Annotated in this window: 28 protein-coding genes and 3 riboswitches; of the genes, 12 read left to right on the top strand and 16 right to left on the bottom strand. The window is 64.6% G+C overall.

What is annotated here, in order from left to right:
• Positions 1-18: 18 nt before the first annotated feature.
• From BMI91_RS00675 to BMI91_RS00650, 6 genes are all read left to right on the top strand, one after another.
• On the top strand, positions 19-1,173 hold the full coding sequence (locus BMI91_RS00675) for an ABC transporter permease (RefSeq protein ID WP_244176524.1): 1,155 nt from the start codon (positions 19-21) through the stop codon (positions 1,171-1,173).
• The gene (locus BMI91_RS00670) at positions 1,170-2,105 is read left to right on the top strand and encodes an ABC transporter ATP-binding protein (protein WP_078599131.1); all 936 of its coding nucleotides are present in this window, start codon (positions 1,170-1,172) and stop codon (positions 2,103-2,105) included. The genes BMI91_RS00675 and BMI91_RS00670 overlap by 4 nt, the downstream gene beginning before the upstream one ends.
• On the top strand, positions 2,102-2,857 hold the full coding sequence (locus BMI91_RS00665; RefSeq protein WP_078599130.1) for an ABC transporter permease: 756 nt from the start codon (positions 2,102-2,104) through the stop codon (positions 2,855-2,857). The genes BMI91_RS00670 and BMI91_RS00665 overlap by 4 nt, the downstream gene beginning before the upstream one ends.
• 285 nt (positions 2,858-3,142) lie before the next feature.
• The gene (locus BMI91_RS00660) at positions 3,143-3,913 is read left to right on the top strand and encodes an amino acid ABC transporter substrate-binding protein (protein ID WP_078599129.1); all 771 of its coding nucleotides are present in this window, start codon (positions 3,143-3,145) and stop codon (positions 3,911-3,913) included.
• Positions 3,914-3,986: 73 nt separating this feature from the next.
• Positions 3,987-4,667, top strand: coding sequence for an amino acid ABC transporter permease (locus tag BMI91_RS00655; RefSeq protein WP_075774679.1), 681 nt, complete (start codon positions 3,987-3,989; stop codon positions 4,665-4,667).
• Positions 4,664-5,449, top strand: a complete 786-nt coding sequence (locus tag BMI91_RS00650) for an amino acid ABC transporter ATP-binding protein (RefSeq protein ID WP_078603635.1) — start codon at positions 4,664-4,666, stop codon at positions 5,447-5,449. The genes BMI91_RS00655 and BMI91_RS00650 overlap by 4 nt, the downstream gene beginning before the upstream one ends.
• Before the next feature lie 22 nt (positions 5,450-5,471).
• Here BMI91_RS00650 and nrdF read toward each other — a convergent pair whose 3' ends face one another.
• From nrdF to BMI91_RS00620, 6 genes are all read right to left on the bottom strand, one after another.
• A complete protein-coding gene (gene nrdF / locus BMI91_RS00645) occupies positions 5,472-6,461 on the bottom strand; it encodes a class 1b ribonucleoside-diphosphate reductase subunit beta (protein WP_078603634.1) in 990 nt (329 codons plus the stop codon).
• Between the two features lie 8 nt (positions 6,462-6,469).
• Positions 6,470-8,629 carry a class 1b ribonucleoside-diphosphate reductase subunit alpha gene (gene nrdE / locus BMI91_RS00640; RefSeq protein WP_078603633.1) on the bottom strand — a complete coding sequence of 720 codons (2,160 nt, stop codon included), beginning with the start codon at positions 8,627-8,629 and terminating at the stop codon, positions 6,470-6,472.
• Positions 8,611-9,033: a class Ib ribonucleoside-diphosphate reductase assembly flavoprotein NrdI gene (gene nrdI, locus BMI91_RS00635; protein ID WP_078604429.1), complete on the bottom strand. Its 423-nt coding sequence runs from the start codon at positions 9,031-9,033 to the stop codon at positions 8,611-8,613. The genes nrdE and nrdI overlap by 19 nt, the downstream gene beginning before the upstream one ends.
• Before the next feature lie 12 nt (positions 9,034-9,045).
• Positions 9,046-9,267 (bottom strand): glutaredoxin-like protein NrdH, encoded by a 222-nt coding sequence (gene nrdH, locus BMI91_RS00630; RefSeq protein ID WP_078603632.1) that lies wholly within the window; start codon positions 9,265-9,267, stop codon positions 9,046-9,048.
• Positions 9,268-9,363: 96 nt separating this feature from the next.
• Positions 9,364-9,558, bottom strand: a riboswitch (cobalamin riboswitch).
• 77 nt (positions 9,559-9,635) lie between these two features.
• The gene (locus BMI91_RS00625) at positions 9,636-10,685 is read right to left on the bottom strand and encodes a homocysteine S-methyltransferase family protein (protein ID WP_078603631.1); all 1,050 of its coding nucleotides are present in this window, start codon (positions 10,683-10,685) and stop codon (positions 9,636-9,638) included.
• Between the two features lie 131 nt (positions 10,686-10,816).
• The gene (locus BMI91_RS00620) at positions 10,817-11,122 is read right to left on the bottom strand and encodes a hypothetical protein (protein WP_078603630.1); all 306 of its coding nucleotides are present in this window, start codon (positions 11,120-11,122) and stop codon (positions 10,817-10,819) included.
• Positions 11,123-11,247: 125 nt separating this feature from the next.
• Positions 11,248-11,450, bottom strand: a riboswitch (cobalamin riboswitch).
• Between the two features lie 128 nt (positions 11,451-11,578).
• Here BMI91_RS00620 and ppsA point away from each other — a divergent pair.
• Complete coding sequence (gene ppsA / locus BMI91_RS00615) at positions 11,579-13,966, top strand: phosphoenolpyruvate synthase (RefSeq protein WP_078603629.1); 2,388 nt, start codon at positions 11,579-11,581, stop codon at positions 13,964-13,966.
• A 68-nt stretch (positions 13,967-14,034) separates the two neighbouring features.
• Here the strand turns inward: ppsA and bioB are convergent, their stop codons facing one another.
• From bioB to BMI91_RS00600, 3 genes are all read right to left on the bottom strand, one after another.
• Complete coding sequence (gene bioB / locus BMI91_RS00610) at positions 14,035-15,021, bottom strand: biotin synthase BioB (protein ID WP_078603628.1); 987 nt, start codon at positions 15,019-15,021, stop codon at positions 14,035-14,037.
• Between the two features lie 2 nt (positions 15,022-15,023).
• The gene (locus BMI91_RS00605; RefSeq protein WP_078547038.1) at positions 15,024-15,578 is read right to left on the bottom strand and encodes a biotin transporter BioY; all 555 of its coding nucleotides are present in this window, start codon (positions 15,576-15,578) and stop codon (positions 15,024-15,026) included.
• 84 nt (positions 15,579-15,662) lie between these two features.
• The gene (locus tag BMI91_RS00600; protein ID WP_078603627.1) at positions 15,663-16,331 is read right to left on the bottom strand and encodes a GntR family transcriptional regulator; all 669 of its coding nucleotides are present in this window, start codon (positions 16,329-16,331) and stop codon (positions 15,663-15,665) included.
• Between the two features lie 212 nt (positions 16,332-16,543).
• Between BMI91_RS00600 and BMI91_RS00595 the strand changes: the two genes are divergently transcribed.
• Positions 16,544-18,532 (top strand): ATP-binding protein, encoded by a 1,989-nt coding sequence (locus BMI91_RS00595; protein ID WP_244176523.1) that lies wholly within the window; start codon positions 16,544-16,546, stop codon positions 18,530-18,532.
• Between the two features lie 47 nt (positions 18,533-18,579).
• Here BMI91_RS00595 and queE read toward each other — a convergent pair whose 3' ends face one another.
• The 3 genes from queE to queC are packed head-to-tail and all read right to left on the bottom strand — an operon-like array spanning position 18,580 to position 20,341.
• Positions 18,580-19,290 carry a 7-carboxy-7-deazaguanine synthase QueE gene (queE, locus tag BMI91_RS00590; RefSeq protein WP_078603625.1) on the bottom strand — a complete coding sequence of 237 codons (711 nt, stop codon included), beginning with the start codon at positions 19,288-19,290 and terminating at the stop codon, positions 18,580-18,582.
• A complete protein-coding gene (queD, locus tag BMI91_RS00585) occupies positions 19,287-19,640 on the bottom strand; it encodes a 6-carboxytetrahydropterin synthase QueD (RefSeq protein ID WP_078603624.1) in 354 nt (117 codons plus the stop codon). The genes queE and queD overlap by 4 nt, the downstream gene beginning before the upstream one ends.
• The gene (queC, locus tag BMI91_RS00580) at positions 19,640-20,341 is read right to left on the bottom strand and encodes a 7-cyano-7-deazaguanine synthase QueC (RefSeq protein ID WP_078603623.1); all 702 of its coding nucleotides are present in this window, start codon (positions 20,339-20,341) and stop codon (positions 19,640-19,642) included. The genes queD and queC overlap by 1 nt, the downstream gene beginning before the upstream one ends.
• Positions 20,342-20,551: 210 nt before the next feature.
• Positions 20,552-20,646: riboswitch (TPP riboswitch) on the top strand.
• A gap of 62 nt (positions 20,647-20,708) precedes the next feature.
• Here queC and thiM point away from each other — a divergent pair.
• From thiM to tenA, 4 genes are read left to right on the top strand one after another with little or no spacing between them, the layout of a single operon-like run.
• Positions 20,709-21,497, top strand: a complete 789-nt coding sequence (thiM, locus tag BMI91_RS00575; protein WP_078603622.1) for a hydroxyethylthiazole kinase — start codon at positions 20,709-20,711, stop codon at positions 21,495-21,497.
• Positions 21,494-22,105, top strand: coding sequence for a thiamine phosphate synthase (thiE, locus tag BMI91_RS00570; protein ID WP_078603621.1), 612 nt, complete (start codon positions 21,494-21,496; stop codon positions 22,103-22,105). Before thiM ends, thiE begins: the two co-directional genes overlap by 4 nt.
• Positions 22,102-22,905: a bifunctional hydroxymethylpyrimidine kinase/phosphomethylpyrimidine kinase gene (thiD, locus tag BMI91_RS00565; protein WP_078603620.1), complete on the top strand. Its 804-nt coding sequence runs from the start codon at positions 22,102-22,104 to the stop codon at positions 22,903-22,905. Before thiE ends, thiD begins: the two co-directional genes overlap by 4 nt.
• Entirely contained in the window at positions 22,902-23,573 is a 672-nt protein-coding gene (tenA, locus tag BMI91_RS00560; protein ID WP_078603619.1) for a thiaminase II, read from the top strand. Before thiD ends, tenA begins: the two co-directional genes overlap by 4 nt.
• Before the next feature lie 76 nt (positions 23,574-23,649).
• Here the strand turns inward: tenA and BMI91_RS00555 are convergent, their stop codons facing one another.
• The 4 genes from BMI91_RS00555 to BMI91_RS00540 form a co-directional block, all read right to left on the bottom strand.
• Entirely contained in the window at positions 23,650-23,829 is a 180-nt protein-coding gene (locus tag BMI91_RS00555; RefSeq protein ID WP_078603618.1) for an SIP domain-containing protein, read from the bottom strand.
• Between the two features lie 79 nt (positions 23,830-23,908).
• On the bottom strand, positions 23,909-24,814 hold the full coding sequence (rlmF, locus tag BMI91_RS00550) for a 23S rRNA (adenine(1618)-N(6))-methyltransferase RlmF (protein WP_078603617.1): 906 nt from the start codon (positions 24,812-24,814) through the stop codon (positions 23,909-23,911).
• Between the two features lie 219 nt (positions 24,815-25,033).
• Positions 25,034-25,723, bottom strand: coding sequence for a lysophospholipid acyltransferase family protein (locus BMI91_RS00545; RefSeq protein ID WP_208607935.1), 690 nt, complete (start codon positions 25,721-25,723; stop codon positions 25,034-25,036).
• Between the two features lie 100 nt (positions 25,724-25,823).
• On the bottom strand, positions 25,824-26,093 hold the full coding sequence (locus BMI91_RS00540; protein WP_078547064.1) for a DUF982 domain-containing protein: 270 nt from the start codon (positions 26,091-26,093) through the stop codon (positions 25,824-25,826).
• Between the last annotated feature and the right edge of the window lie 388 nt (positions 26,094-26,481).

Genomic DNA, 26,481 nt, shown 5'->3' with positions numbered 1-26,481 from the left:
GCGGGCACAGGCTCCGCGATGGCGGGGCTGTCGCCGCCCGGCGTGCTGTTCGCGGTGCTGGGTCTGGCCGCGATCTTCGCGCCCTTCATGACCTTGGCGGCGAACCGGATCGTCGCCGGTGAGGGCAGGGCGCTCTGGACCCTCGCCGCGCCGCAGATCACGGGGCCGGGGATCGCGCTGATGCTGCTGGGGCTTGCCTTGGGCCTGCCTGCCGCGCGGCCCTTTCTGCGTATCGCGGGGGCTGCGCTTGGCCTTGCGGGGCTGGTCTGGCTACTGGTTCTCGGCGCGTCGTCCCTGCTTGCAGAGGCGGGAGACTATGCCCGCGTCTCTCCGGCGGCGGGATTCTGGTTCCTGCTGGTCGTCTTCGCGCTGATGATGGCCGATGCGCTTTCCGCGCTGTCGCCGGGGCCTGCCGCGCGGGCCGGGCTGCTGGTTCTGGTGATCGCGCTGGTCGGCGCGCTGCTATGGTCGGGGGCGCTGAGCAATCTGTCGATCGCGCAGGAATTCGCGAGCCGCAAGAATGCGTTCTACACCGCGAGCCTGCGCCATCTGGGTCTCGCCTTCGGCTCGCTTCTGGCGGCGGCGGTGATCGGCCTGCCGCTGGGCGTGCTCTCCCACCGCAACGCCGGGCTGCGCCGCGCGCTGCTGCCGGTGCTGAGCTTCCTGCAGACGATTCCCTCGCTCGCGATGTTCGGGATCATGATCCCGGTTCTGAGCTGGCTGAGCGGCGTCATCCCCGGCGCCCGCGCGATCGGCATCGCCGGGATCGGCTTCGCGCCGGCCTTCCTTGCGCTCACCCTCTATTCGCTGCTGCCGGTGGTCGCCAACGTGCTGGCGGGTCTGCGTACCGCGCCTGCTGCCACGCTCGAGGCCGCGCGCGGAATGGGCATGACATGGCGCCAGCGCCTGACCCGGGTGGAACTGCCGCTGGGCCTGCCGGTCGTGCTGTCGGGGCTGCGCATCGTGCTCGTGCAGAATATCGGGCTGGCGGTGATCGCCGGGCTGATCGGCGGCGGCGGGTACGGCACATTCGTGTTTCAGGGGCTGAACCAGACGGCGGGTGACCTGATCTTGCTGGGCGCATTGCCCACTGTCGCGCTGGCGCTGGTTTCGGCCATCGCGATGGACATCCTCGTCGAACTGACGACCCCCCGAACGGAGCGTGAAGAATGATCGAAATCGACGAGATCACGAAGCTCTATGAGGGCACGGCAGCGGTCGACCACGTGTCGATGACGGTCGAGACCGGCACGATCACGGTGATCGTGGGCACCTCCGGCTCGGGCAAGACCACGCTTCTGCGGATGATCAACCGGCTGATCGAGCCCAGTTCCGGCGAGGTGCGGATCAACGGCGAGGCCACAAGCGCGCTGGCCAAGCACGAGCTGCGCCGCCGGATCGGCTATGTCATTCAGGGCGACGGGCTGTTTCCGCATTACACGATCGCGGGCAATATCGGCGCGGTGCCCAAGCTGCTCGGCTGGACCAAGGACAAGACGCGCGCCCGCGTCGACGAGCTGCTGGACCTGTTCTCGATGGAGCCCGCGCAGTTTCGCGACCGCTACCCGGCGGAGCTGTCGGGCGGCCAGCAACAGCGCGTCGGCGTGGCCCGGGCCTTGGCGTCGCGGCCCGATCTGCTGCTGATGGACGAGCCCTTCGGCGCGCTCGACCCGATCATTCGGGCCCGGGCGCAAGCCGATCTGCGCCATATCCAGCGGCAGCTCGGTTCGACCATCGTGCTCGTGACGCATGACATGGAAGAGGCGATCCATCTGGGCGACCGGGTGGCGGTGATGGATGGCGGAAAGCTGCTGCAACATGGCACGCCCGCCGAGATCATCGCCGCGCCCGCCACCGATTTCGTCGCTCAGATGGTGGGCGGGGTCGATCGTCCGCTGCGGCTTTTGTCGCTGATCCCGGTGTCGGAGGCGTTGGAAGACGGCACTGCTGACGGTGAACCGATTGCGCCCGACACCAGCCTGCGCGATGCGCTGTCGCTGTGTCTCTGGCGCGGCGTCGAGGCGCTGCCGGTGGCCGACGGGGACACCCCGCTTGGCCGGGTCACGCTGGCAACGATCCGCGCCCGCGCGGCGGAGCTGGCATGAGCCGTAGCGGCATGATCCGGGCCGCCTGCGTGGCGCTTTTGCTGGCGCTGGTCCTGCGCCCACATTGGTTCACGCCGGTCTTCGCGCCTTTCGCTCCGGCGGGCGGCCCGGTGATCTACGAGCGCGCCTCGATCCTGTCGCTTTCGCTGAGCCATCTGGGGCTCGTGGCGCTGGCCTCGGGGCTGGCGACGCTGGTCGCGGTGGGCCTTGCCATCCTCGTGACCCGGCCGGCGGGGGCGGCCTTCCTGCCGCTGTCGCGCACGATTACCAATATCGGGCAGACCTTCCCGCCCGTCGCGGTGCTGGCGCTGGCGGTGCCCGCGCTCGGTTTCGGGGCCGGGCCGACGCTGGTGGCGCTGTTCCTCTACGGGTTGCTGCCGATCTTCGAGACGGCCATCGCGGGGCTTTCGACCCTGCCGCCCGCCACGATGGAGGCCGCCCGCGGCATCGGCCTGACTCGATGGCAACGTCTGATCCGGGTGGAATTGCCGCTGGCCTTGCCGGTGATCCTGACGGGCATACGGCTGTCGGTAGTGATCGCCATCGGCACGGCGACGGTCGGCTCCACCGTGGCCGCGCGCACTTTGGGCGAGGTGATCATCGCGGGGCTTCTGACGAGCAACACCGCCTTCGTCCTGCAAGGCGGCGTGATCGTGGGGCTGTTCGCGGTGCTCGTCTATGACGCGCTGAGCCTGTTGGAGACCGCTCTGACGCGGCGCTTGGGCAGGCAGTCCGCTGGGGCGGAAGCGTAGCGCGATGCCGGGGCAGAGCGCGCCTTTTCGCAACATCGGGGAGGCGCGCAACCCTATGTCGGATGACAGTGTTTCGCTGCGCCCGCATGCCGTGGAACAGGCTTTCCACCGCGCGACACGGTGCTGGAATTCGTTCCGCTCCCGCCATGCGAGAGGGAATAAAAGACTAATTTTATCATATGTTTGCCTGCCGCATCGACTTCGCCTTGCCGCATTACTAGGTAAGGCGCCTGTTATTCTGACCCGCCACAGGGCGGCGTCTTCGACCTATCGGAGGTATCTCGCATGAAACCCATTCGCACCCTCATCGCCATCGCAGCCCTTGCCGGGATCGTGGCGCCCGCAGCCCAGGCCGCGAGCCTCGCCGACATCCAGAAAGACGGCGTCTTCCGCGTCGGCACCGAAGGCACCTATCCGCCCTTCACCTACCACGACGAGTCCGGCAAGCTGACCGGCTTCGACGTCGCCATCGCCCGCGCAATTGGCGAGAAGTTGGGCGTGAAGGTGAAGTTCCTCGAAGGCCGCTGGGACGGTCTGATCGCTGGCCTCGACGCCGACCGCTACGACGCGGTGATCAACGAGGTGGGCATCACCGATGCGCGCAAGAAGAAATACGATTTCTCCCAGCCTTATATCGCGTCGAAAGCGGCGCTGATCGTGCGCGAAGGCGAGACCGACATCACCAGCTTCGACGATCTGAAAGGCAAGACCGCAGCGCAGACCCTGTCGAGCAATTTCGGCAAGATCGCTTCCGATCACGGCGCCGAACTGATCGGAACCAATGGGTTCGATCAGTCGATCGCGCTCGTCTTGCAGAACCGCGCGGATGCGACGGTGAATGACAGCCTGTCCTTCCTCGATTTCAAGAAGCACAAGCCGGATTCCCCGGTGAAACTGGCCGCGACGCAGCCGGACGCGAACTATTCCGGCGTGATCATCGCCAAGGAGCAGCCCGAGCTGCTCGCTGCGATCAACAAGGCGCTCGACGAGATGAAGGCGGACGGCACGTATCAGAAGATCTCGCAGGAATATTTCGGCGAGGACGTCTCGAAGTAAGGCGCATGTAGAGCCGCGCGCGCCTCGGGGTTCGGCCCGGAGGCGCGCGTGAGGCTCTCGGAAAGGATCCGCTATGGCTGACTGGTTGCCCCTGATGTGGTCGTCGCTCGTGCCGCTTTTGCAGGCGACGGTGACCTTCACGATCCCGCTGACGCTTATCACCTTCACGCTGGGCCTTGCGCTCGGGCTGCTCTGCGCGGTGATCCGTCTCTTCGGTCCGCGCCCGCTGGTGTGGATCGTGCGGTTCTATGTCTGGGTGATCCGGGGGACGCCGCTTCTGGTGCAGCTGTTCCTGATCTTCTACGGGCTGCCGAGCCTCGGGATCACGCTCGATGCTTTCGTGGCGGGGCTGATCGGCTTCACGCTGAATGTCGGCGCCTACACGTCCGAGATCCTGCGCGCGGCGCTGTCTTCGGTCTCCAAAGGCCAGTGGGAAGCGTCCTATTCCATCGGCATGAACTGGCGGCAGACGATGACCCGCACCATCGTGCCGCAGGCCTCGCGGGTCGCGGTGCCGCCTCTGTCCAACAGCTTCATCTCGCTGGTGAAGGATACGTCGCTCGCCGCCGCGATCACCGTGCCGGAACTGTTTCAAGCGGCGCAGCGGATCGTCGCGACCACCTATGAACCTCTCGTCCTCTATGTCGAGGCGGCGCTGATCTATCTCGCGCTCTGCTCTGTCCTGTCGGCGCTGCAGGGGCGGCTCGAGCGGCGCCTCGGCCAATATGGCGGCTTTCTGGAGGAACGCACATGATCGAGCTGTCGAATATCACCAAGCGGTTCGGCGAGAACGAGGTGCTGTCGGGGATTTCGCTGTCTCTGCCTGAGGGCTCCGTGACCGCGCTGATCGGCCCCTCGGGCGGCGGCAAGAGCACGCTCTTGCGCACGATCAACCTGCTGGAGGTGCCCACGAGCGGAACTCTCGCCATCGGCGACGCCTCGGTGACGCTGACCGAAGGCGGCAAGCTGTCGCGCGCCCAGATCCAGAGCATCCGGCAACAGACCGGCATGGTGTTCCAGAATTTCCAGCTGTTCCCGCATCGCACGGCGATTGAGAACGTGATGGAAAGCCTTGTGACCGTGCAAAACTGGCCTGCCGCGAAAGCCCGCGAGCGGGCGATGTCGCTGCTCGAGAAGGTCGGCATGGCGCATAAGGCCGATGCCTGGCCCGCGACGCTTTCGGGCGGTCAGCAGCAGCGGATCGCGATTGCGCGCGCGCTGGCGCCGTCGCCCAAGGTGCTGCTCTGCGACGAGCCGACCTCGGCGCTCGATCCGGAACTGGCCGCCGAAGTCGTGGACGTTCTGGCGCAGCTTGCCCGCGAGGGCACAACGATGGTGATGGCGACGCACGACCTGCGGCTGGCCTCGCAAATCGCCGAGACCGTGGTGGTGCTGGAAAGCGGCGGTGTGGTCGAGACCGGTCCGGCGCGGCAGGTCTTCGATGCGCCCGAGCGCGAGCGCACCAAGCGGTTCATCGCCACGCTGAAATCGGGCGGCGAGACAGCGCCGTCTGATACCGACCCGCGCCCCGTCTGAGGCGCGGTCCGCCGGCAGGGCTTCAGAACGCCCAGTCTTCGTCCTCGGTCGCGACCGCCTTGCCGATCACATAGCTCGACCCCGAGCCCGAGAAGAAGTCGTGGTTCTCGTCCGATCCGGGCGAGAGGGCGGCGAGGATCGCGGGGTTCACGCGGGTGGCCTCGTCGGGGAATAGCGCCTCATAGCCGAGGTTCTGCAGCGCCTTGTTGGCGTTGTAATGCAGGAAGTGCTTCACATCCTCGGTCAGGCCCAGACCGTCATAGAGTTGCTCGGTGTAGCGGCCCTCGATGTCATAGAGGTCGAACATCAGCGAGAAGGCGAAATCCTTGATCTCGGCGCGCTCGGCCTCGGTCACATGTTCCAGTGCGCGCTGGAACTTGTAGCCGATGTAATAGCCGTGGATCGCTTCGTCGCGGATGATCAGGCGGATCAGGTCGGCGGTGTTGGTCAGGCGTGCGCGGCTCGACCAGTGCATCGGCAGGTAGAAGCCCGAATAGAACAGGAAGCTTTCCAGAAAGACGCTCGCGACCTTGCGTTTGAGCGGGCTCCCGGTGGCGTCGTATTCGTCGAGGATCAGCCGCGACTTGGCCTGCAGATGCGGGTTTTCTTGCGACCAGCGGAAGGCCTCGTCGACCTCGGCGGTGTTGCACAGAGTCGAAAAGACCGAGGAATAACTGCGCGCGTGCACGGCCTCCATGAAGGCGATGTTGGACAGCACGGCTTCCTCGTGAGGCGTCGCGGCATCCGCCATCAGCGCAGGCGCGCCGACCGTGTTCTGGATCGTGTCCAGCAGCGTCAGCCCGGTGAAGACCCGGATCGTGAGGGTCTGTTCGTCCTCGGTCAGCTGCGACCAGCTTTGAATGTCATTCGACAGCGGCACCTTCTCGGGCAGCCAGAAATTCGACGTGAGCCGGTTCCAGACTTCGAGGTCCTTGTCGTCCTGAAGGCGGTTCCAGTTGACGGCGCGCGGAACGGGGCGGGAAACGGGGCCGGGCGTGTGCAGATCTTTCATGGCGGGCCTCACAGGGAACAGGAAACGCAGCCCTGCACCTCGGTCCCCTCAAGGGCCGCTTGGCGCAGGCGGATGTAGTAGATGGTCTTGATGCCGCGCCGCCATGCATAGATCTGGGCGCGGTTGATGTCGCGGGTCGTGGCCTCGGCGGGGAAGAACAGCGTCAGCGACAGGCCCTGATCGACATGCTCGGTCGCCGCCGCATAGGTGTCGATGATCGCCTCGGGGCCGATCTGATAGGCGTCGCGGTAGAACTCCAGATTGTCGTTCGTCATGTAGGGCGCGGGGTAATAGACCCGGCCGATCTTGCCTTCCTTGCGGATCTCGATCTTCGCGGTAATCGGGTGGATCGAGGCGGTGGCGTTGTTGATATAGCTGATCGAGCCGGTCGGCGGCACGGCTTGCAGGTTGCGGTTCCACAGGCCGGTTGCCATCACCCGTTCACGCAGCTCGGCCCAGTCGTCGCGCGAGGGCAGGGCGATCCCGAAGCGGTCGAACAGGGCGACGACGGTGTCGCTCTCAGGCAGCCAGTCGCGGGTCACGTATGTCTCGAAGAAGCTGCCATCGGCATAGGCAGAGGCCTCGAACCCCTTGAAACTGCGCCCGTGCTCCACCGCCAGCCGGTTCGATTCCGCCAGCGCGTGATAGGCCACGGCGGCGAAATAGACGGAGGTGAACTCAATCCCCTCGGGGCTGCCATAATGGATGCGCTCGCGGGCGAGGAAACCGTGCAGGTTCATCTGGCCCAGACCGATCGCGTGGCTTTCCTCGTTGCCCTTGCGGATCGAGGGGACGGCGTTGATCGCGCTCATCTCCGACACTGCCGAGAGCGCCCGGATCGCGGCGCCGACGCTCGCGCCGAGATCGCCGCCATCCATCACCTTCGCGATGTTGAGCGAGCCCAGATTGCACGAGATATCCGTGCCCATCCGCGCATAGCCCAGATCCTCATCGAATTCCGAAGGCTCGGCCACCTGCAGAATCTCCGAACACAGGTTCGACATGGTGATGCGCCCCGCGATCGGGTTGGCGCGGTTCACCGTGTCCTCGAACATGATGTAGGGATAGCCGCTCTCGAACTGGATCTCGGCCAGTGTCTGGAAGAAGGCGCGGGCGTTGATCTTGCGTTTGCGGATGCGCGCGTCGTCGACCATCTCGTGATATTTCTCGGTGACCGAAATCTCCGAGAAGGCGCAGCCATAGACCCGCTCCACGTCATGCGGCGAGAAGAGATACATCTCCTCGTTTTTCTTCGCGAGCTCGAAGGTGATATCGGGGATCACCACGCCGAGGCTCAGCGTCTTGATCCGGATTTTCTCGTCCGCATTCTCGCGCTTGGTGTCGAGGAAGCGCAGAATGTCGGGGTGATGCGCGTGCAGATAGACCGCGCCCGCGCCCTGACGCGCGCCCAGCTGGTTGGCATAGCTGAAACTGTCTTCGAGCAGTTTCATCACCGGGATCACGCCCGAGGACTGGTTCTCGATCCCTTTGATCGGTGCGCCATATTCGCGGATATTGGTCAGCATCAGGGCCACGCCGCCACCGCGTTTCGACAGTTGCAGCGCCGAGTTGATGCCGCGCCCGATGCTTTCCATGTTGTCTTCCAGCCGCAGCAGGAAACACGACACGAATTCGCCGCGCGCCTTTTTGCCCGCATTGAGGAAGGTGGGCGTCGCGGGCTGGAAGCGGCCCGCCAGCATCTCCTCCATCAGCCGCATCGCCAGCGCCTCGTCGCCGCGCGCGAGCGTCAGCGCCACCATCACGACCCGATCCTCGTAGCGTTCGAGATAGCGCTGCCCGTCACGGGTCTTCAGCGTGTAGGAGGTGTAGTACTTGAACGCGCCGAGGAAGGTCGGAAAGCGGAATTTGGCCGCAAAGGCCGCGTCCCAGATCGCGCGCTGGAAGTTGCGCGAATACTGATCGAGCACGGCGGCGTCGTAATAGCCTTCCTCCACCAGATAGCCGAGCTTCTCGTCCAGCGAATGGAAGAACACCGTGTTCTGATTCACATGGCGCAGGAAATATTGCCGCGCCGCCATCCGGTCGGCGTCGAAGCGGATATTGCCCTCCGCGTCATAGAGATTGAGCATTGCGTTGAGCGCGTGGTGATCAAGCCCCGCGAATTCCGAGGCCGCGGCCCCGCTCGGTTTCACGTCGCTATCGAGCATTCCTGCCTCCAGAAGGTTTCGAGACCTGCGCGCACGCGGTCGATGTCACTGTCCGTGCCTGCCAGCTCGAACCGGTAAAGCACGGGGATATTGCATTTGCGCGCCAGCAGATCGCCCGCGCAGGCGAAGAGCGCGCCGAAGTTGCGATTGCCGCTGGCGATGACGCCGCGCAGGCCCGCGCGGCGGGTGGGATCGTTGAGAAAGGCGATGACCGGTTTCGCGACCGCGCCGCGCCCCTTGCCGTCGGCGTAGCTCGGGCAGACCAGGACATAGGGGCCGAGCGGGGTCGGCATCGGCCCCTCAGCCGAGACGGGCAGGCGCAGCGCGGGCAGGCCCAGCCGCTCCACGAAGCGCTGCGTGTTTCCCGAAGCCGAAGAGTAATAGATCAGCTTGGCCTGTCCCATCGCGGCTAGGTCTCAGGCCAACCGGTTGATCATGTCGGGGCGAAAGCCCGCCCAGTGATCCTCGTTCGCGATCACCACGGGCGCCTGCCGGTAGCCGAGATCCTGCACCATCTCCATCGCCGCGGCATCCTCGGTCAGGTCGATCACGTCATAGGAGATCCCCTTGGCATCGAGCGCGCGGGTCGTTGCGGTGCATTGCACGCAGGCCGGTTTCGAGTAGACGGTGATGGTCATGGTTCCTGTCCCTTTGTTTGCTGTCGGCAGCGCGGGACAAGGCTCGTGGGCAGGGCGCAAAGCACACTGCCACGCGCCCGGGCCCTCCGCCGCGGTCGTCGTCTATCTGCTCTGGCAGGTCTCCTGGCTCGCGGCTCGAGCGCCTCTGGGTCCGTCTTCCCGGCGCATCGCACCAGTGACATTCGGACCTAAGGCTCGCCGCTTACAGTTGCGGGGGCAGCGCCGGAATTTCACCGGCTTCCCTCTTCGCCTGCGGAGTGACTCGCAGGAACCAAAGCAACATCATATTGGGCGGTAGGGTGGATGGGTGTCAATATATAGATTTCCCTGCCGCGCGAAACTCTCGCGCGGCAGGGCTGCGTCAAGCCTCAGGCGCCGTCGCCAAGCGCCCGGATATGCGCCGGAAGGCGGGCGTTCTGGCCATACATGAAGTGGTTCTCCATGCGCTCCGAGAAGCGGCTGGCCTCGGTCTCGCGGCCCACGGCCTCGGCCATTTCGCGGATATGCATCGGGCTCGCCCCGCAGCACACGCCGAGGTAATTCACCCCGATCGCCTGCGCCTCGCGGGCGAAGGCGCCGATCTCGTAGCGGTTGCAGGCCAGCGGATCGAGCGCGGTCGGGAAAGTCCGGCCATGCGGCGAGGGGCAGGTGCAGCCGTTGTGATCGGAGAGGTTGAAGAAGGTGGGCTCCGCCTTCGTGGTCCGGTAGGGCACGGGCAGGGCGCCGACATGGCAGCTTACCGCCGCGCGCACCTTGCGCAGCCACGGCATCATTGTCTGCGGCCCGCGGAAGCAGTTCAGCCCGACGACATCGGCGCCCGCCTGTTCGAGCTGCTGGCAGGTCTCGACGATTCCGACCCCGTCCATCATCTCGTTGCCCGCCATCGGCGCCAGCGTCAGTACCACCGGCAGCCCCGACGCTTTTGCGGCCTCCAGCGCGCACAGCGCCTCGCCCGCGTAGTAGAAGGTCTCGCCGATAATGATATCCGCGCCTTCCTCAACCGCCCAGCCGATCATCTCGTCGAACATCGCGCGCACCTCGGCCTGCCGTTCCGGATCGGCCGGGTCCCAGATATTCGTGTTCGAGATATTGCCTGCCATCAGGTTGCCGGTCTTCGCATTGGCAACCTCGCGCGCGATCTTCAGCGCCGCGCGGTTGAGCGGCTCCAGCAGGTCTTCCTTGCCGATCACGCGCATCTTCTCGCGGTGGCCGTTATAGGTGAAAGCCTCGACGATATCGCTGCCGGCGCGCTGGAAATCGACATGCAGATTGCGCAGCGCCTGCGGGTATTCGAGCGCCACCTCGGGCACGAATTCCCCGGCGGTCAGATAGCCGCGCCGTTCCAGTTCGAACAGGAAGCCCTCGGCGCAGATCACCGGGCGCGCGTCGAGCAGACGGGTCAGTTTGTTGTCATTCATGGAGAGATCCTCTCAGTTCATCCATGACCATCGTTTGGAAAAGCCGAGCCTCACAGGAAACGGAGTGCCGTTTCCTGCTGCAATGGTCCTCGGCCGGGCCGCAGGATGCGACCGCAAGACGAAAAACAGGCTCAGAGGCCGCGCCGGGCGCGAGCGCCGCCGCGCCGGAGCGGCGGGGGCATCTCGATCGGCAGGGCGAAAGGCTGCGGGCTCAGGGAGTCCAGCAGCAACTCGCAGAACACCGCGACGGCGGGCGAGGTTGCGCCGAACGGATAGGCCTGCGTATGGGCGGTGATCGCCGCCTTCGCATAGGGCATGTCGCCCGGCAGCCCGCCGAGCCATTCCATGTAGCCCAACGTGCCCAGCTCACGCGCACGCAGCGGCGAGATCGGTCCTATATCGAGTTGTAGCAGTGAAAGCGTTCGTTCCAAAAGCATCGCGCCCTCCGCGCAAAAGGGCGGGAGTGGTCGCGGCACGGCGATATGCGAGGTCCGATCTGGTCCATCTCTCGTCTCTCCGTCCCAGGGCACCCCGCCCGGGTTTAAGGTGACCGAGATGCGCTAAGCGCACATCCGAGATGGCAGGTCTCCTGACTCGCGGGTCGTAGCTTCACCGGACCTTCCCAACCTTTGCAGGTCAGTGGCGTTTCCGGTGGCGCTCGCCGCTTACAGTTGCGGGGGCAGTCACGGAGTTGGGCATCGCCCGCACCGTGTTCCCTTTTCAGCCGACCCTTTGGGGCCGGACACCATCCCGGATTTGATCGCAGGAAAATCTGGCGCTGTCCAGAACGGATTGGGGGATGTGGGACAGGCGGGCCCGCGTTGACAAAGATCAAGGTCAAAATGCGCCTCTGCGATAAAGTGCCCGCAGGTGCAAACAGGGGAGGCGAGCTCATGGCCACGAAGAAAGAAGTCATTCCTTTCGATAGCTTACGCCGCGAGGATGTCGCGCTTGTGGGCGGCAAGAACTCTTCGCTTGGCGAGATGGTGCAGGAGCTTGGCGCCAAGGGCATTCAGGTCCCGCCGGGCTTCGCCACCACTTCCGATGCCTATCGGATGTTTCTCGATGAAAACAATCTGACCGAGGCCATCGCGGGCTATCTCGCGGATTACGATGCCGACAAGATCAGCCTTCACGTCGCGGGTCAGAGCATTCGCGACACGATCGTGGCGGGCGATTGGCCCGCCTCGACCGAGGCCGCGATCCGGGAGGCGTATCGCGATCTGTCGAAGCGGGCAGGGGTGCCCGAGGTGTCCGTCGCCGTGCGCTCGAGCGCGACGGCCGAAGACCTCCCCGATGCCAGCTTCGCCGGTCAGCAGGAGACCTATCTCAACGTGGCGGGCGAAGAGGAGCTTCTGACCGCCTGCCGCAAGTGCTACGCCTCGCTCTTCACCGACCGCGCGATCACCTATCGCAAGCTCAGAGGGTTCAATCACCTCGATGTCGCGCTTTCCGTGGGCGTCCAGCAGATGGTGCGCTCCGATATCGGTGGGTCGGGGGTGATGTTCTCGATCGACACGGAAACCGGCTTCGACAAGGTCGTGCTGATCAGCGCGGCCTGGGGCTTGGGCGAAAATGTCGTGCAGGGCGCGGTGACGCCGGACGAGTTTCAGGTCTACAAGCCGTTCCTCGGGAAGGCTGGGATCAAGCCGATCATCGAGAAGAAGCTCGGGGCGAAAGAGATCAAGATGATCTATGCCGGGCCGGACGCCCCGAGCCCGGTGCGCAACGTGCCGACCTCGAAAGCCGAGCGCGGGAAGTTCGTCCTGTCGGATGACGAGGTGCTCGACCTCGCGCAACAAGCGGCCACCATCGAAGCGCATTACGGGCAGCCGATGGATATGGAATGGGCGAAAGACGGCGTCACGGGCAAGCTTTACATCGTGCAGGCGCGCCCCGAGACGGTACAGTCGCGGGTCTCTGCGGGGTCCTTGCGGCGCTACACCATCGGCACGCACGGTCCGGTCGTCGTCAGCGGCCTGTCGGTCGGCGAGCAGATCGCCACCGGGCGGGTCTGCCTGATCGAAGACGTCAAGGATATCGACGATTTCGTGGACGGCTCGGTCCTCGTCACCTCGACGACGGACCCCGACTGGGTGCCTGTCATGAAACGAGCCTCTGCCATCATCACCGATCACGGGGGCAGAACCAGCCACGCCGCCATCGTCAGCCGCGAATTGGGCGTGCCCGCCATCGTCGGCTGTGGCGATGCCACCCATGTGCTGCATGACGAGCAGGAGGTGACCGTCTGCTGTGCCGAAGGGGACGAAGGTCTGGTCTATGACGGATTTGCCGAGTTCACGGTCGAAGATCTGAACCTCGACGCGGTGCCGGAAACCAAGACCAAAGTCATGCTCAACCTCGCCAACCCGGCCATTGCCGCGCGCTGGTGGCGGCTGCCGATCGACGGTGTCGGTCTGGCGCGGATGGAATTCGTGATCTCGAACACGATCCGGGTCCATCCAATGGCGCTGCTGCACTTCTCCGATATCCGTGAGACGGACGTGCGGGAGGAAATCGAAACGCTCACAAGGGGATACGAGGACAAGGCCGAGTATTTCGTCGATCAATTGGCGCTGGGGCTCTCCCGGATCGCCGCCGTGGCCTATCCGAACCCGATGATCCTGCGGCTGAGCGATTTCAAGACGAACGAATATGCCGACCTCTTGGGCGGGCGGCAATTCGAGCCGGTGGAATCCAACCCGATGATCGGCTGGCGCGGCGCCTCGCGCTATTACGATCCCGCCTATGTCGAGGGGTTCCGGCTCGAATGCCGGGCGATCCGGCGGCTGCGCGAAGAGGCAGGCTTCGACAATGTGCTGGTGATGGTTCCGTTCTGCCGCACGCCCGAGGAGGCCGACCGCGTGCTGGCGGTGATGGCCGAGGAAGGGCTGGTGCGCGGCGCCAACGGGCTGCAGATCTACGTGATGTGCGAAGTGCCCTCGAATGTCATCCTTGCCGAGGAATTCGCCAAGCGCTTCGACGGTTTCTCCATCGGGTCGAACGATCTGACGCAGCTGACCTTGGGCATCGACCGCGACAGCGACCGGCTCGCGCCCTTGTTCGACGAACGGCATGCCGCCGTTCAGTGGATGATCCGGAGCGTCATCGAAAGAGCGCATGGCGTGGGCGCGAAGGTCGGGCTCTGCGGTCAGGCGCCGTCGAACTACCCGGAATTCGCCCGCAGGTTGGTGGAGTTCGGGATCGACTCGATCTCGGTGACGCCGGACAGCTTCCTGAAGGTCAAAGGCCATGTTGCCGAGGCGGAAGGTCAGCGCTGATCTGAGCGTGAGCTCACGGGATGCTTCCGTTAACCGTCTCGGGCGAGTTGCCCGAGACGGTCGCGCGCTCAAGCCACGGGTGCCGGCTCGACACGCGGCTTCGCGGGGGCCACATGCATGCCCAGCCGCGCCAACAGATCCTGATCTTTCCAGGCTGCGGGGTTATCCGTGGTCAGAAGCTGATCTCCCACGAAAATCGAGTTCGCGCCCGCGAGGAAGCACAGCGCCTGCCACGCGTCGCTCATCCCGGTGCGGCCTGCCGAAAGCCGCACCACCGACGCGGGCATCAGGATCCGCGCAAGTGCGACGACCCGCACCAGCGCGAAAGGGTCGACCGGCTCGGCATTCTTTTGCACCGGCACGCCGTCGATCTCGTTCCAGAGGTTGATCGGCACGCTGTCCGGGTGCGCGGGCAGGGTGGCGAGCGTCACCAGCATGGCGATCCGATCCGCCTCGGCCTCGCCCATGCCCAAGATCCCACCGCAACAGACCCGAATGCCGCCTTTGCGCACATTTTCGACCGTATCGAGTCGATCCTCCATGGTGCGGGTCGTCGCGATCTCCTGGTAATAGTCCGGCGACGTGTCGATGTTGTGGTTGTAGAAATCCAGCCCCGCCGCCTTCAGCTTCTCGACCTGCTGCGGCGAGAGCATGCCCAACGTCATGCAGGTCTCCAACCCCAGATCGGAGACGCCGCGCACCATCTCGCACAGCGCATCCATGTCGCGATCCTTCGGGCTGCGCCACGCCGCGCCCATGCAGAACCGTTGCGCACCTGAGGCCTTCGCGCGTCGTGCCGCGCTCAGAACCTCTTCGGTCTTCATCAGCTTGGTGGCTTTCACGCCGGTCTCGTAATGCGCGGATTGGGAGCAATACCCGCAATCTTCCGGGCAGCCGCCGGTCTTGATCGACAGCAGGCTCGCGGTTTCGATCGCGCTCGGGTCGAAATGGGCGCGGTGAACCGTTTGCGCCCGGTGAAGAAGCTCGGGGAAGGGCAGGTCGTGGATCGCTTTCGCCTGCGCCATGCTCCAATCGTTTCTGATGCCTCCCGCCATGATTACGCGCGCTCCTTCAGGCGAGTGAGGCCTGTTGCGAGACCGCTGGCAATTGCGATCTTGACCAGATCCCCGGGAACGAACGGCACGACGCCGGTTGCGAGAAGTTTTGACGCGGGCACGAAATTGGCGAGCCAGGCGAGGCCCGCGGCATAGACCACGATCAGCCCTGCAAGCATCGCCAGCGCTCTGCCGAGCCAGCCTCGACCTTGTGCGAGCACGCTGATCATGGGCGCCGCCAGCAGAAAGCCCAGCAGGTAGCCCCCGGTTGGTCCCATCATGTAGGCCAGTCCGATGCCGCGCTCGGGTGTGCCCGAGAAGACCGGCGCTCCCATAGCGCCCATCATGAGATAGGTGGCCATTGCGGCAGCCGCCATTCTGGGGCCGACGCTCGCTGCTATGAAGAAGACCGCAAGCGTGTGCAAAGTCATCGGCACGGGCCAGAAAGGCACCTGAAGCTTCGCGCCGAGTGTGATCAGGGCAGCGCCGCAAAGCGCGACGCCAAGGCCGCGCCAGAGAGTGTGAGTGAGCTTCTGGGAAGTGTCGAAAACCGTCATTGAACCTGTCCTCAGTCGATAGTTGGAATTTCTATCTATGACTATGCAGGCACATCCGGAGCTATCAATTAAAGTTATAGATAATTAGCCAGAAATCACGTAAGTCTCGTGTGCTTCGGCATTTTTTATCGATGACTTGCGTTTTCCTATCCAGCCGACATGGCGTGCCAAGGTTGCGCAGGCCAGGTCTGTCTGTCCCTTGTGGAGGGCGGTAATGATGATCCGGTGGTCATGGTCCGAGCGGGCTTCCCAGTCGCGGCGCCAGGCGGCGAAAAGGAAGCGTGCGCTGGTCGTCTGCAGATTGTCGATCGTCTCCAGAAGTCGTGGCATCCCGCAGGGTGTCAGGATCAACTGGTGGAATTGACGGTTCGCGGCCTCCCAGTCACGGACGGTTCTGGCGCTGTCTCCGATCCGCGTAACCTGTTCAGCTTTCAGGAGAATCGCGCGTGTCATGTTTGGGGCCGCATGGCGCAGCGCCAAGGGTTCGAGGCTGGCGCGCATCTCCGCCACTTCGCGCAGTTCGGCCACGTCGAACTCGGTCACACGAAAGCCGCGGCGCGCTTCGCTCTCGGCCAATCCGCGTGCCTGCAATTCGCGAAAGGCTTCGCGCACCGGGACGTGGCTCGCGCCGAACTCGCTCGCGATATGGTCCTGTCTCAAGCGGGCGCCGGGCGGAATCTCACCGGAAATGATGCGATCCGAAAGTATCCGCGCGATGCGCTGCGAATGTGTTTCATGGGGTGTATCCGTCATGCTTTATAGATAATTTTTCTCGCGGCAATTCGTCCACCTTTTTTTATGTGACCGAAACATGTTTGTAAGATTAAGGAAAAGCTATACTTGTGATGCGTGGTGGAGACGCACTTACCTGCATTGGATCTTATGTGACTTGGCAAGAAGCTTTCCGGCGTGATGCGCGCGGAACTGAGGACGACGCGGCTCCTGATGCCGGCTACAAGGCCCTGATGGAGCTGATCGATGACGGATTCTGCGTCATCCAGTTCATCGACGGTCCCAGAGGCCCCCTCAGCGATTATGTCCATATCGAAGCCAATTCCGGTTACGAAAGACATACCGGGATCGATGGTATCGTCGGCAAGACCGTGTTCGATGTCGCACCGCAAGACGGGGCCGAGTGGGTCAAAATCTACGGCGAAGTGCTCAGAACCGGGGAGCCCCTGAGGTTCGAGCGCGAATTTGTCGAGGTTGGGCGCCACGTCGAGGTCTCCGCGACGCGGGTGGAGCCCGCCGCGAAGGCGCAGGTCGCGGTTCTGTTTCGCGATATCACCGAACGCAAACGGAAAGAGCGCGAGCTACGGGACAGCCAGCGCCGCGCGGAAAAAAACGCGCGTCACATCGCACGCGCGCTCTCGGCCGGGGCGATCCTTGGCACCTGGGTCTGGTATCTCGACAGCGAAACCTTCGATCTCGATGAAGAATTCTCGCGCAGCATGGGGCTCGATCCCGCGCAGGGCGCTGCAGGTCTGACGATCGACCAGATTGTCGTGAACGTTCATGAGGACGACAAGCCGGGGCTGATGGCGGCGATCGATCGCGCCACGCAGCAGACGACGCCGTATGCATATCAGTTTCGCGTCAAGCGGGCCGACGGGCTGTATCACTGGGTCGAAGCCAATGGCCGGATGGAGGCCGAAACGCCGCGCATCTTCGCAGGCGTTCTGATGGATCTCGATGACCGGCGCGCCATTCTCGAAGAGCGCGACAAGGCGGCGGCCGAGCTGTCCAAGCTGAATGAAACGCTGGAGCAGCGCGTCGAAGAGCAGACCGCGAAGCTCATGCAGCGGGAGGGAGAGCTCCGGCAGGCCCAGAAAATGGAGGCCGTCGGGCAGTTGACCGGGGGGCTCGCCCACGATTTCAACAATCTCCTCACGGCGATTTCCGGGTCGCTCGACTTCGTCGCAAAGCGGCTCGAAGACGGGCGTCGCGAGGAAATCCTGCGCTATCTCGAAGCCGCGCAAGCGTCGACCGAGCGGGCAGCCAGCGTCACGCAGCGTTTGCTCGCCTTCTCGCGTCAGCAGTCGCTGATGCCCAAGCCCACCGACGTGCCGCAGCTGGTCCGCAGCATGGAAGACCTGATGCGGCACACCATCGGGCCGCATATTCTGGTAAGGGCGGAGGGCGACGGGGAGGCTTGGCCCGCGATGGTCGACCCGAACCAGCTTGAGAGCGCGCTTCTCAATCTGTGCATCAATTCGCGCGATGCGATGCCCGATGGTGGCACGATCACGATCAGCACGACCAACGAGGCCATCGAGACCGAGAACTCGGAGCTTCCGCCCGGCGACTACCTGCGGCTGTCCGTGCACGACACCGGAACGGGAATGACTTCGGAGGAAATCTCGAAAGCCTTCGATCCCTATTTCACGACGAAGCCCAGCGAGAAGGGCACCGGCCTCGGGCTTTCGATGGTCTACGGGTTCGCGCGCCAAAGCGGCGGATGCGCGACGATCGACTCCGAACTGGGCAAGGGGACGACCGTGAACATCTTCCTTCCGCGCTCGGTCGAGACGGTCGCGCGCGCCGAAGAGGACCTGCCAGTCAGTGAGGAACCCGCCACAGGGGGCGGACACACGATCCTCGTCGTCGACGATGAGGCAATCGTGCGTTTCGTCGTCGTGGAGGCGTTGGAAGAGGCAGGCTTCACGGTCTATCAGGCGGCCCATGCGGCGGCCGGGCTTCAGGTCCTGCAGGACCAGCCCGAGGTGACGCTTCTCCTGACGGATATCGGCTTGCCGGGCGGGATGACGGGCCGGGAACTCGCAGCCCGGGCGCGAGAGGCGCGAGAAGATCTCAGAGTGATGTTCATGACCGGGTATGACGAGGAAGCGGCAACGGCCACGACGCTTACGGATACTGAAGTCTTGCTGAAGCCGTTCGATTTCGACGAAATGGTGCGTCGCGTCACGAGTTTCGCAAACCGTACCGCTGCGTGACGCGGGTCGCGCCCGAATGATGTTCGGGGCGTCCGACCCGAGGTGGATCAAACGCCGCGCTTGTTGCCCCAGATCAGAACATGAAGCTGCGGCAGAATACGGGGCGCAAACCAGTTATCCGCCATAGTGGTGTCGGTCAGCCAGCCAAGCCGGTCGGCCAGACCCTGCGGATCGACCGGAACCTCCGGGTCGACCTCGGGATTGCCCGGCTGAAGATAGAGCGGCAGATCCGGGTGGCGGGCATGGGCGTCCTTCGCCCAATCGTAATCCGCGCGGTCGAAGATCACGATCTTCATCACGGTACTACGGGCCGAGTGTCCGGCTGCCACGCAATCGGCAAAGGCGTCCCAATCGACCTGCTCTCCGCTCGAGGGCGGCTTGGGCGACAGCACCAGCGTCTCGAGATCGCCGAACCACGGTCGCGCAACGGAGCCCTGCGTCTCGCAGGCGAAGCGGTAGCCGGCGGCTCGCCCGAGCGCGATCAGCGGTCCGAAATCCTGAATGGCCGGGTTGCCTCCGCTGAGCGAGATCGTCAGCGGGCGGTCGCCCGACAGGCGGCGCAGCTCCGCCCAGACTTCCTCGGAACTCATCGGTGCCCATGTGTGGCGATAGGCGCTGTCCACCGCGTGGAGGCTGTCGCACCACGAACAGCGGTAATCGCAGCCGCCCGCGCGCACGAAGAGCGTGGGCTCGCCGATCAGCGCGCCTTCGCCCTGAATGGTCGGGCCGAAAATCTCGGCGATGCGCAGCGTCGTCATGGACGGTATTCCGCCCAGGTCTTGGGCGTCTCGCTGACCAGAGCCGCACTGGTTTCGGGCCATCGTGCCTTGCACCAGTCGTAGAAATGCTTGGCCATATTCTCGGCGGTCGAGGGCACGTCCATCGCGTCGTTCAGGTGCCGGTGATCGAAAGTGTCGTCGATATAGGTCTTGAGCGGTTTCAGGTCGTGATAGTCGCGCACGAACCCGTTTTCATCGAGCGACGCGGCGGCCAGTTCGACCACCACGATGTAATTGTGCCCGTGCAGCCGTGCGCATTGATGATCTTCGGGCAGATGCGCAAGCTGATGCGAGGCGGAGAAGTGGAATTCCTTGCGGATACGGAACATCAGCGGGCCTCCTTCTCGGCGACGGCCTTGGCCCAGAAATCGGGATCGGCATAGACGGTCGGGTCTTCGACGCCCGCAAGGTGGAATGCCTCGCGCCGCTCGACACAGGTGCCGCAGCGCCCGCAATGCACCTCGCCGCCCTTGTAGCACGACCACGTCTCGGCAAAGGGCGTGCCATGTTTGGCGCCCTCGGCCACGATGTCGGCCTTGGAGCGATGCACGAAAGGCGTCTCCAGCCGCACATCGGCATAACCATCGAGCGCCATGCGCTGCATCGCATCGAAGGCCTCGGTGAAGGCGGGTCGGCAATCGGGGTAGATGAAGTGATCGCCCCCATGCACCGCAGTCGCCACCGCCTCGTCGCCATTTGCGGCGGCCACACCAAAGCCGATGGCTAGCATGATCGCGTTGCGGTTCGGGACGACGGTGATGCGCATCGTCTCTTCGGCGTAATGCCCGTCGGGCACATCGATATCGTCGGTCAGCGCCGACCCGGTCAGCGCGGCCCCGATGGGGCGCATGTCGATGAGATGATGCGGCACGCCAAGACGGCGCGCGGCGGCGGCGGCGTAATCAAGCTCCTTGCGGTGCCGTTGGCCGTAGTCGAAGGAGACGAGCCGCGTGAGATTACCCTCAGCGGCGACGATATGGGCGAGCGATACGGAATCGAGTCCGCCCGAGCAGATGACGAGAGTCTTCATATTTGAACCCTTGTTTTGATGACCGGGTAGGCTGCGACCGGTTGAGCGGGCCTCTAAAGGATGGGGCAGGGCTCTGCAAGGGCGGCGCGCCGGATAGATCGCAACGATCGCGCGATCGGACAGACGCGAACCATCGAGGCCCCCGTTGGTCGTCCAACCGCTTGTCGTTACCCCGCTTGACGGACGGCTCCGACGGTGTCACCTTTTTGGGCGAAGCGACAGGGGCGCTCGGGAAGCCGGGCTGAGACGAACCCTTAGAACCTGAACCGGATAATGCCGGCGGAGGGAGGCGCGTGAGACGGTCAGGCGCAGTCCCGCCTTTGCCCCCCTCGCACTCCTCTTGCTGCCCGCAGCCAAGGAGAGTGCGATGGAAGACCCCGGACAATATCTCGCAACGATGCGGAAGACCGCGCCGCTCGTTCACAACATCACCAACTATGTCGCGATGAACGTGATGGCGAATGTGCTGCTGGCCTCGGGCGCCTCGCCCGCGATGGTCCATGCGCGCGAAGAGGCGGCCGAGTTCGCCGGTCTCGCGCAGGCGCTGAGTATCAATATCGGCACGGTATCTCCGCCATGGGCGGAGGCGATGGAGGCCGCCGCCACGGTCGCGCGCGCCAGAGACATCCCGTGGGTGCTGGATCCTGTCGCGGTCGGCGCGACGGATTATCGGCGCGCGCTCGGGGCGCGGCTGGTGGAACTGCGTCCGACGGTGATCCGCGGCAACGCTTCGGAGATACTCGCGCTTGCGGGTGAGGCCGCCGCGGGGAAAGGGGCGGATTCCACCGAGAGCGTCGAGACGGCTGAAGACGCTGCGCGGGCCTTGGCGCGCCACAGCGGGGCGGTGGTCGCGGTGACCGGCGCGGTCGATTTCGTGACTGACGGCACGCAGGCCGCGCGGGTTGCGAATGGCCATGCGATGATGCCCCGCGTGACCGCGTTGGGCTGTTCGCTCACCGGTGTGGTCGCCGCCTTTCTCGCAGACCAGCCCCAGTTCGAAGCCGTGATCGCTGCACTTGCCTATTTCGGGCTTGCGGGTGAACGCGCTGGCGCAAGCGCCCAAGGCCCGGGCAGCTTTCAGGTCGCCTTCCTCGATGCGCTCCATGCGATCGACGCCGAAGCCTTGACCGCCGGCGCACGGATCGAACCCGCATGATCCCGCCCATCTGTTTCGTCACCGACCCGGACGCCCCGCAGCCCGTGATCGCGCAGGCAATCGCTGCGGCTGAGGGCGGCGCGGGCTGGGTGCAGCTGCGCGACAAGACGCTCCCCGATGCGGAGTTCGCAGCACTCGCCCGGACGCTGATCTCGGCGCTCGCGCCCTATGATGTCCCGCTGATCGTGAATGACCGGGTCGCCGTGGCCATCGAGATCGGTGCCGCTGGCCTCCATATCGGCCAGAGCGATGGCGATCCCGCCGCGATCCGTCGCAGGATCGGGCCCGACACGATCCTTGGCCTGTCGATCGAGACGGAGGCGCAGATCGCGGTTGTGCCCGCGGGCGTCGACTATCTCGGTGTCGGCCCGATCCACGCGACCGGCTCGAAGCCCGACCACGCCGCCCCGATCGGACATGCGGGCTTTGCCAAGATCGCCGCACGCACGGACCTTCCCTGTCTCGCGATCGGAGGGATCACCGCCACTGACGCGCTCGCAATCCACGCGGCTGGCGGTGCCGGTGTCGCGGTGATTTCCGCCATCTCGCGCGCGCCTGACATGGCGCGCGCCACCCGAACCCTGCGCAACGCATGGAGCGACATATGATCCCCAATATCCTCACCATTGCAGGCTCCGACCCATCGGGCGGGGCGGGCATTCAGGCCGACATCAAAGCCATTTCCGCCAATGGCGGCTACGCGATGAGCGTGATCACGGCTCTGACCGCTCAGAATACGCGCGGCGTGCAGGCGGTCAGCCTGTGCGACACCGGCCTGATCGCGGCACAGATGGCCTCGCTGCGCGATGACATTCGGATCGACGCGATCAAGATCGGGATGCTGGGCGATGCCGCGATCATCGAGACCGTGGCCGAGGGGCTGACCGGGCTCGAGTGTCCGGTAGTGCTCGACCCGGTGATGGTCGCGAAAGCCGGCGATCGGCTACTGGCAGAGGCGGCGGTGACCGCGCTGCGCGCTCTCCTGCCGCGCGCCGATCTGATCACGCCGAACTTGCCCGAGGCCGCTGATCTCTTGGGCTGCGCCGAGGCGACGACGCTTGAGGAGATGCGCGATCAGGCCCATGCGCTCCGCGCGCTCGGGCCGCGTGCGGTGCTGCTGAAGGGCGGGCATCTGCAGGGCGAACAAAGCCCGGACCTGCTGGTCACCGAGCAAGAGGAACTCCGCCTCGACGCACCGCGCATTGCGACGCGCAACACCCACGGCACCGGCTGCACCCTGTCCTCTGCGCTGGCGACATGGCTCGGGGCGGGGCGTCCGCTTCCGGACGCCACCCGCCGCGCGAAAGCCTATCTGAGCGCCGCGATTGCTGGGGCCGATCGGCTGTCCGTCGGCTCGGGCCACGGCCCGGTGCACCATTTCCACACATTTCAGGAGGTAGGCCGATGAGCTTCACCCAAGACCTCGCGCAGGCAACCGCGCCGCTGCGCCGCCAGATCCACGACATGCCCTTCAATCGCGAATTGGCGGAGGGCCGCCTCGATCCGGAAACGTTCCAAGGCTACATCATTCAGGACGCCCATTACCTCGAAGGCTTCGCCCGGGCCCTCGCGCTCGCCGCCGCGAAGGCCCCCGATGCACCGACCGTCGCGCAGCTTTCAGGTTCGGCGGCAGGCGCGATCGCGGTCGAGCGGGAATTGCACGCGCATTACATGGGGCTGTTCGGCGTCTCGGCCGACGATTTCGCGCAGATCGAACCCTCTGCCGCCTGCGATCACTACGTGTCCTTCCTGCTGCGCAGTGCCACGACCGGCGATTTTCCCGAGGCGGTGGCGGCGCTACTCCCCTGTTTCTGGATTTACCGCGACATCGGCCGGGAGATCGCGCAGGTCAGCGGGGACGCGAACCCCTATGCCGCCTGGATCGCGACCTATTCGGGCGAGGCTTTCGATCACAGCGTGGAACGGATGCTGGCGCTGACCGACAGGCTGGGCGCGAAGGCCGATGAGGCCGCCCGCCAGCGGATGCACCGCGCCTTCGCCCGCAGTTGCTGGCATGAATGGCGGTTCTGGGACAGCGCTTATCACCGCGAAAGCTGGCGGCGGCCTGCCGCATGAATGTCGCGCGCACCTGACGCTCTCGGTGGACCGGTTTCGGGCCCGCGGCGGAAGTCTCCGCGCGGGCCTGCGCCTCTCACAGGTCCTTCGCCGAGCCGTCGGCCTGTCCGGCAATCCAGTATCCTGCCGCCTTCAGCCATTCCTTCGGATGACCGCGGGCGGTCAGGTCGTCGCGCAGAGCGCGGGGGACGCTGGCGTCGGCGGCGATCCAGCAAAATGTCCGCGGCGGTCGGGCAATGCGCCCTGAGCGCGACATGATCCGAAGTCGTTTCGAACGTGCCCGTCGCGCGAGAGCAGGCGCCATCCCTTGCGTCCTGCCGGCGAACCCGATCCCCCTATAGGGATCGCTGTGCTTCGGGGTAATAGGTCCAGGCTATGAACCGGCTTGTCTTCTGCCCCTGCGCCATTTCGACGACCCTGGACTCGGCAACCCTCGCTTTGCGAAGCAGTCTGGAAATTGGCTGCAGGTTGTCTTTCTTCGACACCAGAGAGGTAAACCACAGGCATTGATCGGCGACGTCCATGCTCTGCTCGATCATTCTGGCGATGAAGCCGATCTCGCCACCGGGGCACCAGAGTTCGGCATTCTGGCCGCCGAAATTGAGTTTCTTCGAGTGACCTTTCCCCAAATTCCGCCACTTGCGCTGGGTGCCTTTGTCCGCATGCTCGACGGACGCATGAAACGGCGGATTACACAGGGTGACATGGAAGATGTCGTCGGGACCGATCACGCCGTCGAAGATGTCCTCGGGATCAGTCTGGCGTCTGAGCTCGATGTTCAGACCGTTGCGGTCGCAAATCTCCGCTGCCGACTTGATCGACACCGGATCGATATCGACGCCGGTGAACTCCCAGCCATATTCATGCTGACCGGTCAGCGGGTAGACGAGGCTGGCGCCGGTCCCTATGTCGAGCGCCTTGATCTCGCGCCCGTGCGGGATCTCATGGTCGTTACACTCGGCCAGAAGATCCGCGAGATAGTGGATGTAATCGACACGGCCGGGGATCGGAGGGCATAGGTAAGAGGCCGGAATATCCCAGAATTCAATGTCGTAATGCGTCCGCAAGAGCGCCCGGTTGAGCATGCGGACCGCGTCCACGTCCGCAAAATCGATCGTCATCCGTCCGCGCGGGTTTCTCGTCGTAAATGCCTCCAGCTCCGGGGTTTGCACGATCAGACGCTCAAAGTCGTACCCCGCCCGGTGTTGATTACGCGGGTGCAACATCGGTTTGGTGGCCATGGAAAGAACCTTCATGCATAGCGGTGGAGGCAGCGCGGCCAACAGGATGTCGACCTTAGATCTTCATCGCAGCTTGAGAAATGCCTGATTGGCCCGCGTGTCACCGATATCAATATGTCTGGGATGTGTCGCGGTCTTAAGGCCGAAGCGTGATAGGGATTGGACTTGCGGGGCCGCACCACAAGAGGCGAGGGCGGCCCGCTGCCAAAAGGGCGCCACCTATTTTGCGTTGTCGCTCAGAGCAGTGCAGGGGGGCAGGCGGTCTTTCTCGACATTGAGAAGTTCTTCGACCTGCGCGCTCACCTCGGCGCCCGGAAGCCCGGGCGGGATCGCCGGGAAATAGGCGACGGTGATCGTGCCACCGGTCTTCACGTCCCTGCGCCAGACATGGCCCGCGTTATGCGCGACCGGTACAATCGGCAGGCCGAGCTTGCGATAAAGCGCGATCAGGCCCGGCTGGAATTCGCAGCGATCGGTCACGCCGACCCGCGTGCCTTCGGGGAAGATCAGGATCGAGCGGCCTTTGGCAGCCTCTTCGCGCGCCTGGGTGATCATCCCGGCGAGGGCACGCCCGCCGCCGCTGCGGTCGATCAGGATCATCGGCGAATGTTCGAGGAACCAGCCGAAAATCGGGATGCGCCGCAATTCGCGTTTCGCGATGATGCAGACATCGGGCACGAGCTGGTTGAAGGCCAGCGTCTCCCATGTGGATTGGTGGTTGCAGACATAGATGCAGGGGCTGTCGAGATGCTTGTTCTCGAGCCCTTGCTCGCGCACGCGCAATCGCAGGATCCCGCGTGCGAGCGCGAAGACCCCGCCGGTCCAGACCCGCACGGCGGCGCGCACGAGCCGGGGGCGCCGCGCCAGCGCGAGGATCGGGATCATCGGCGCTTGCAGTGCCGTCCACACTCCGAAGGCCCCGTCAAAGAGTTTCGAGCGTAGACCTTCGAACCTCGGGACCGAGCCGGCCCGTCCGCGTCGCGCGCGAGACGCCGTATGTGCTGTATGATCAGGCTGCAATCGGGTGATCCATCGTTTCGAATGGTGAAAAGCCGGCGGTGGTCGCGGCCCCGAGGAATGCGCTGCGCGCGTCGCCCACGGTGCCCAGACATTCCATGGCCGCTTCGACGCGGTCAATTGCACAGATCTGTGCGGTATCAGTGACCGGCCATTTCTCGCGCAGCCAGTAATGCACCTGTTCGATGGTGCTGAAGGTTTTGACGTCGCCGTCCGGCGACACGACGAGGGAGATGGGTTTGCCCCAGTAAATTTCGATCAAGGTTCGTATCTTTCTAAGCGGTCGTGACGGCTCCGATTTGAACGGTCGCGCGATCACGGAGGCATAGTGCGGGCTAAGCCGTTTCTATGCGGTGAATTAGGTCTGCGCGCGAGGGCGCGCCGGTTTGGTATCCCGAGCGGATCGCGAGGCGTCAGCGTCAATGCGCGCGGATCGCGGTCCGGCCCCTCTGACATGCGAAGCTCTCGTCGAGGTCGCGAGGGGCAGAAATTGCGGTATCGACCAAGTTCATCCCGGTAGGAGGGCTGAATGGGTTGGTCTGCTCGAACGGCGTCACGGCACCATGGGCCGATGGGAAGCTCCTTTTCCTTACTGCCGCCTTTGAAAAGCTGCGGCCCGACAAAGCTCAAGATCGTCGCTGAGCCGGGAG

Origin of the sequence: Thioclava sediminum (assembly GCF_002020355.1) — a bacterium.
Taxonomy (GTDB): domain Bacteria; phylum Pseudomonadota; class Alphaproteobacteria; order Rhodobacterales; family Rhodobacteraceae; genus Thioclava; species Thioclava sediminum.
Note: the sequence above shows the minus strand (reverse complement) of the source record. Positions and strands in the feature narration are given on the sequence as shown.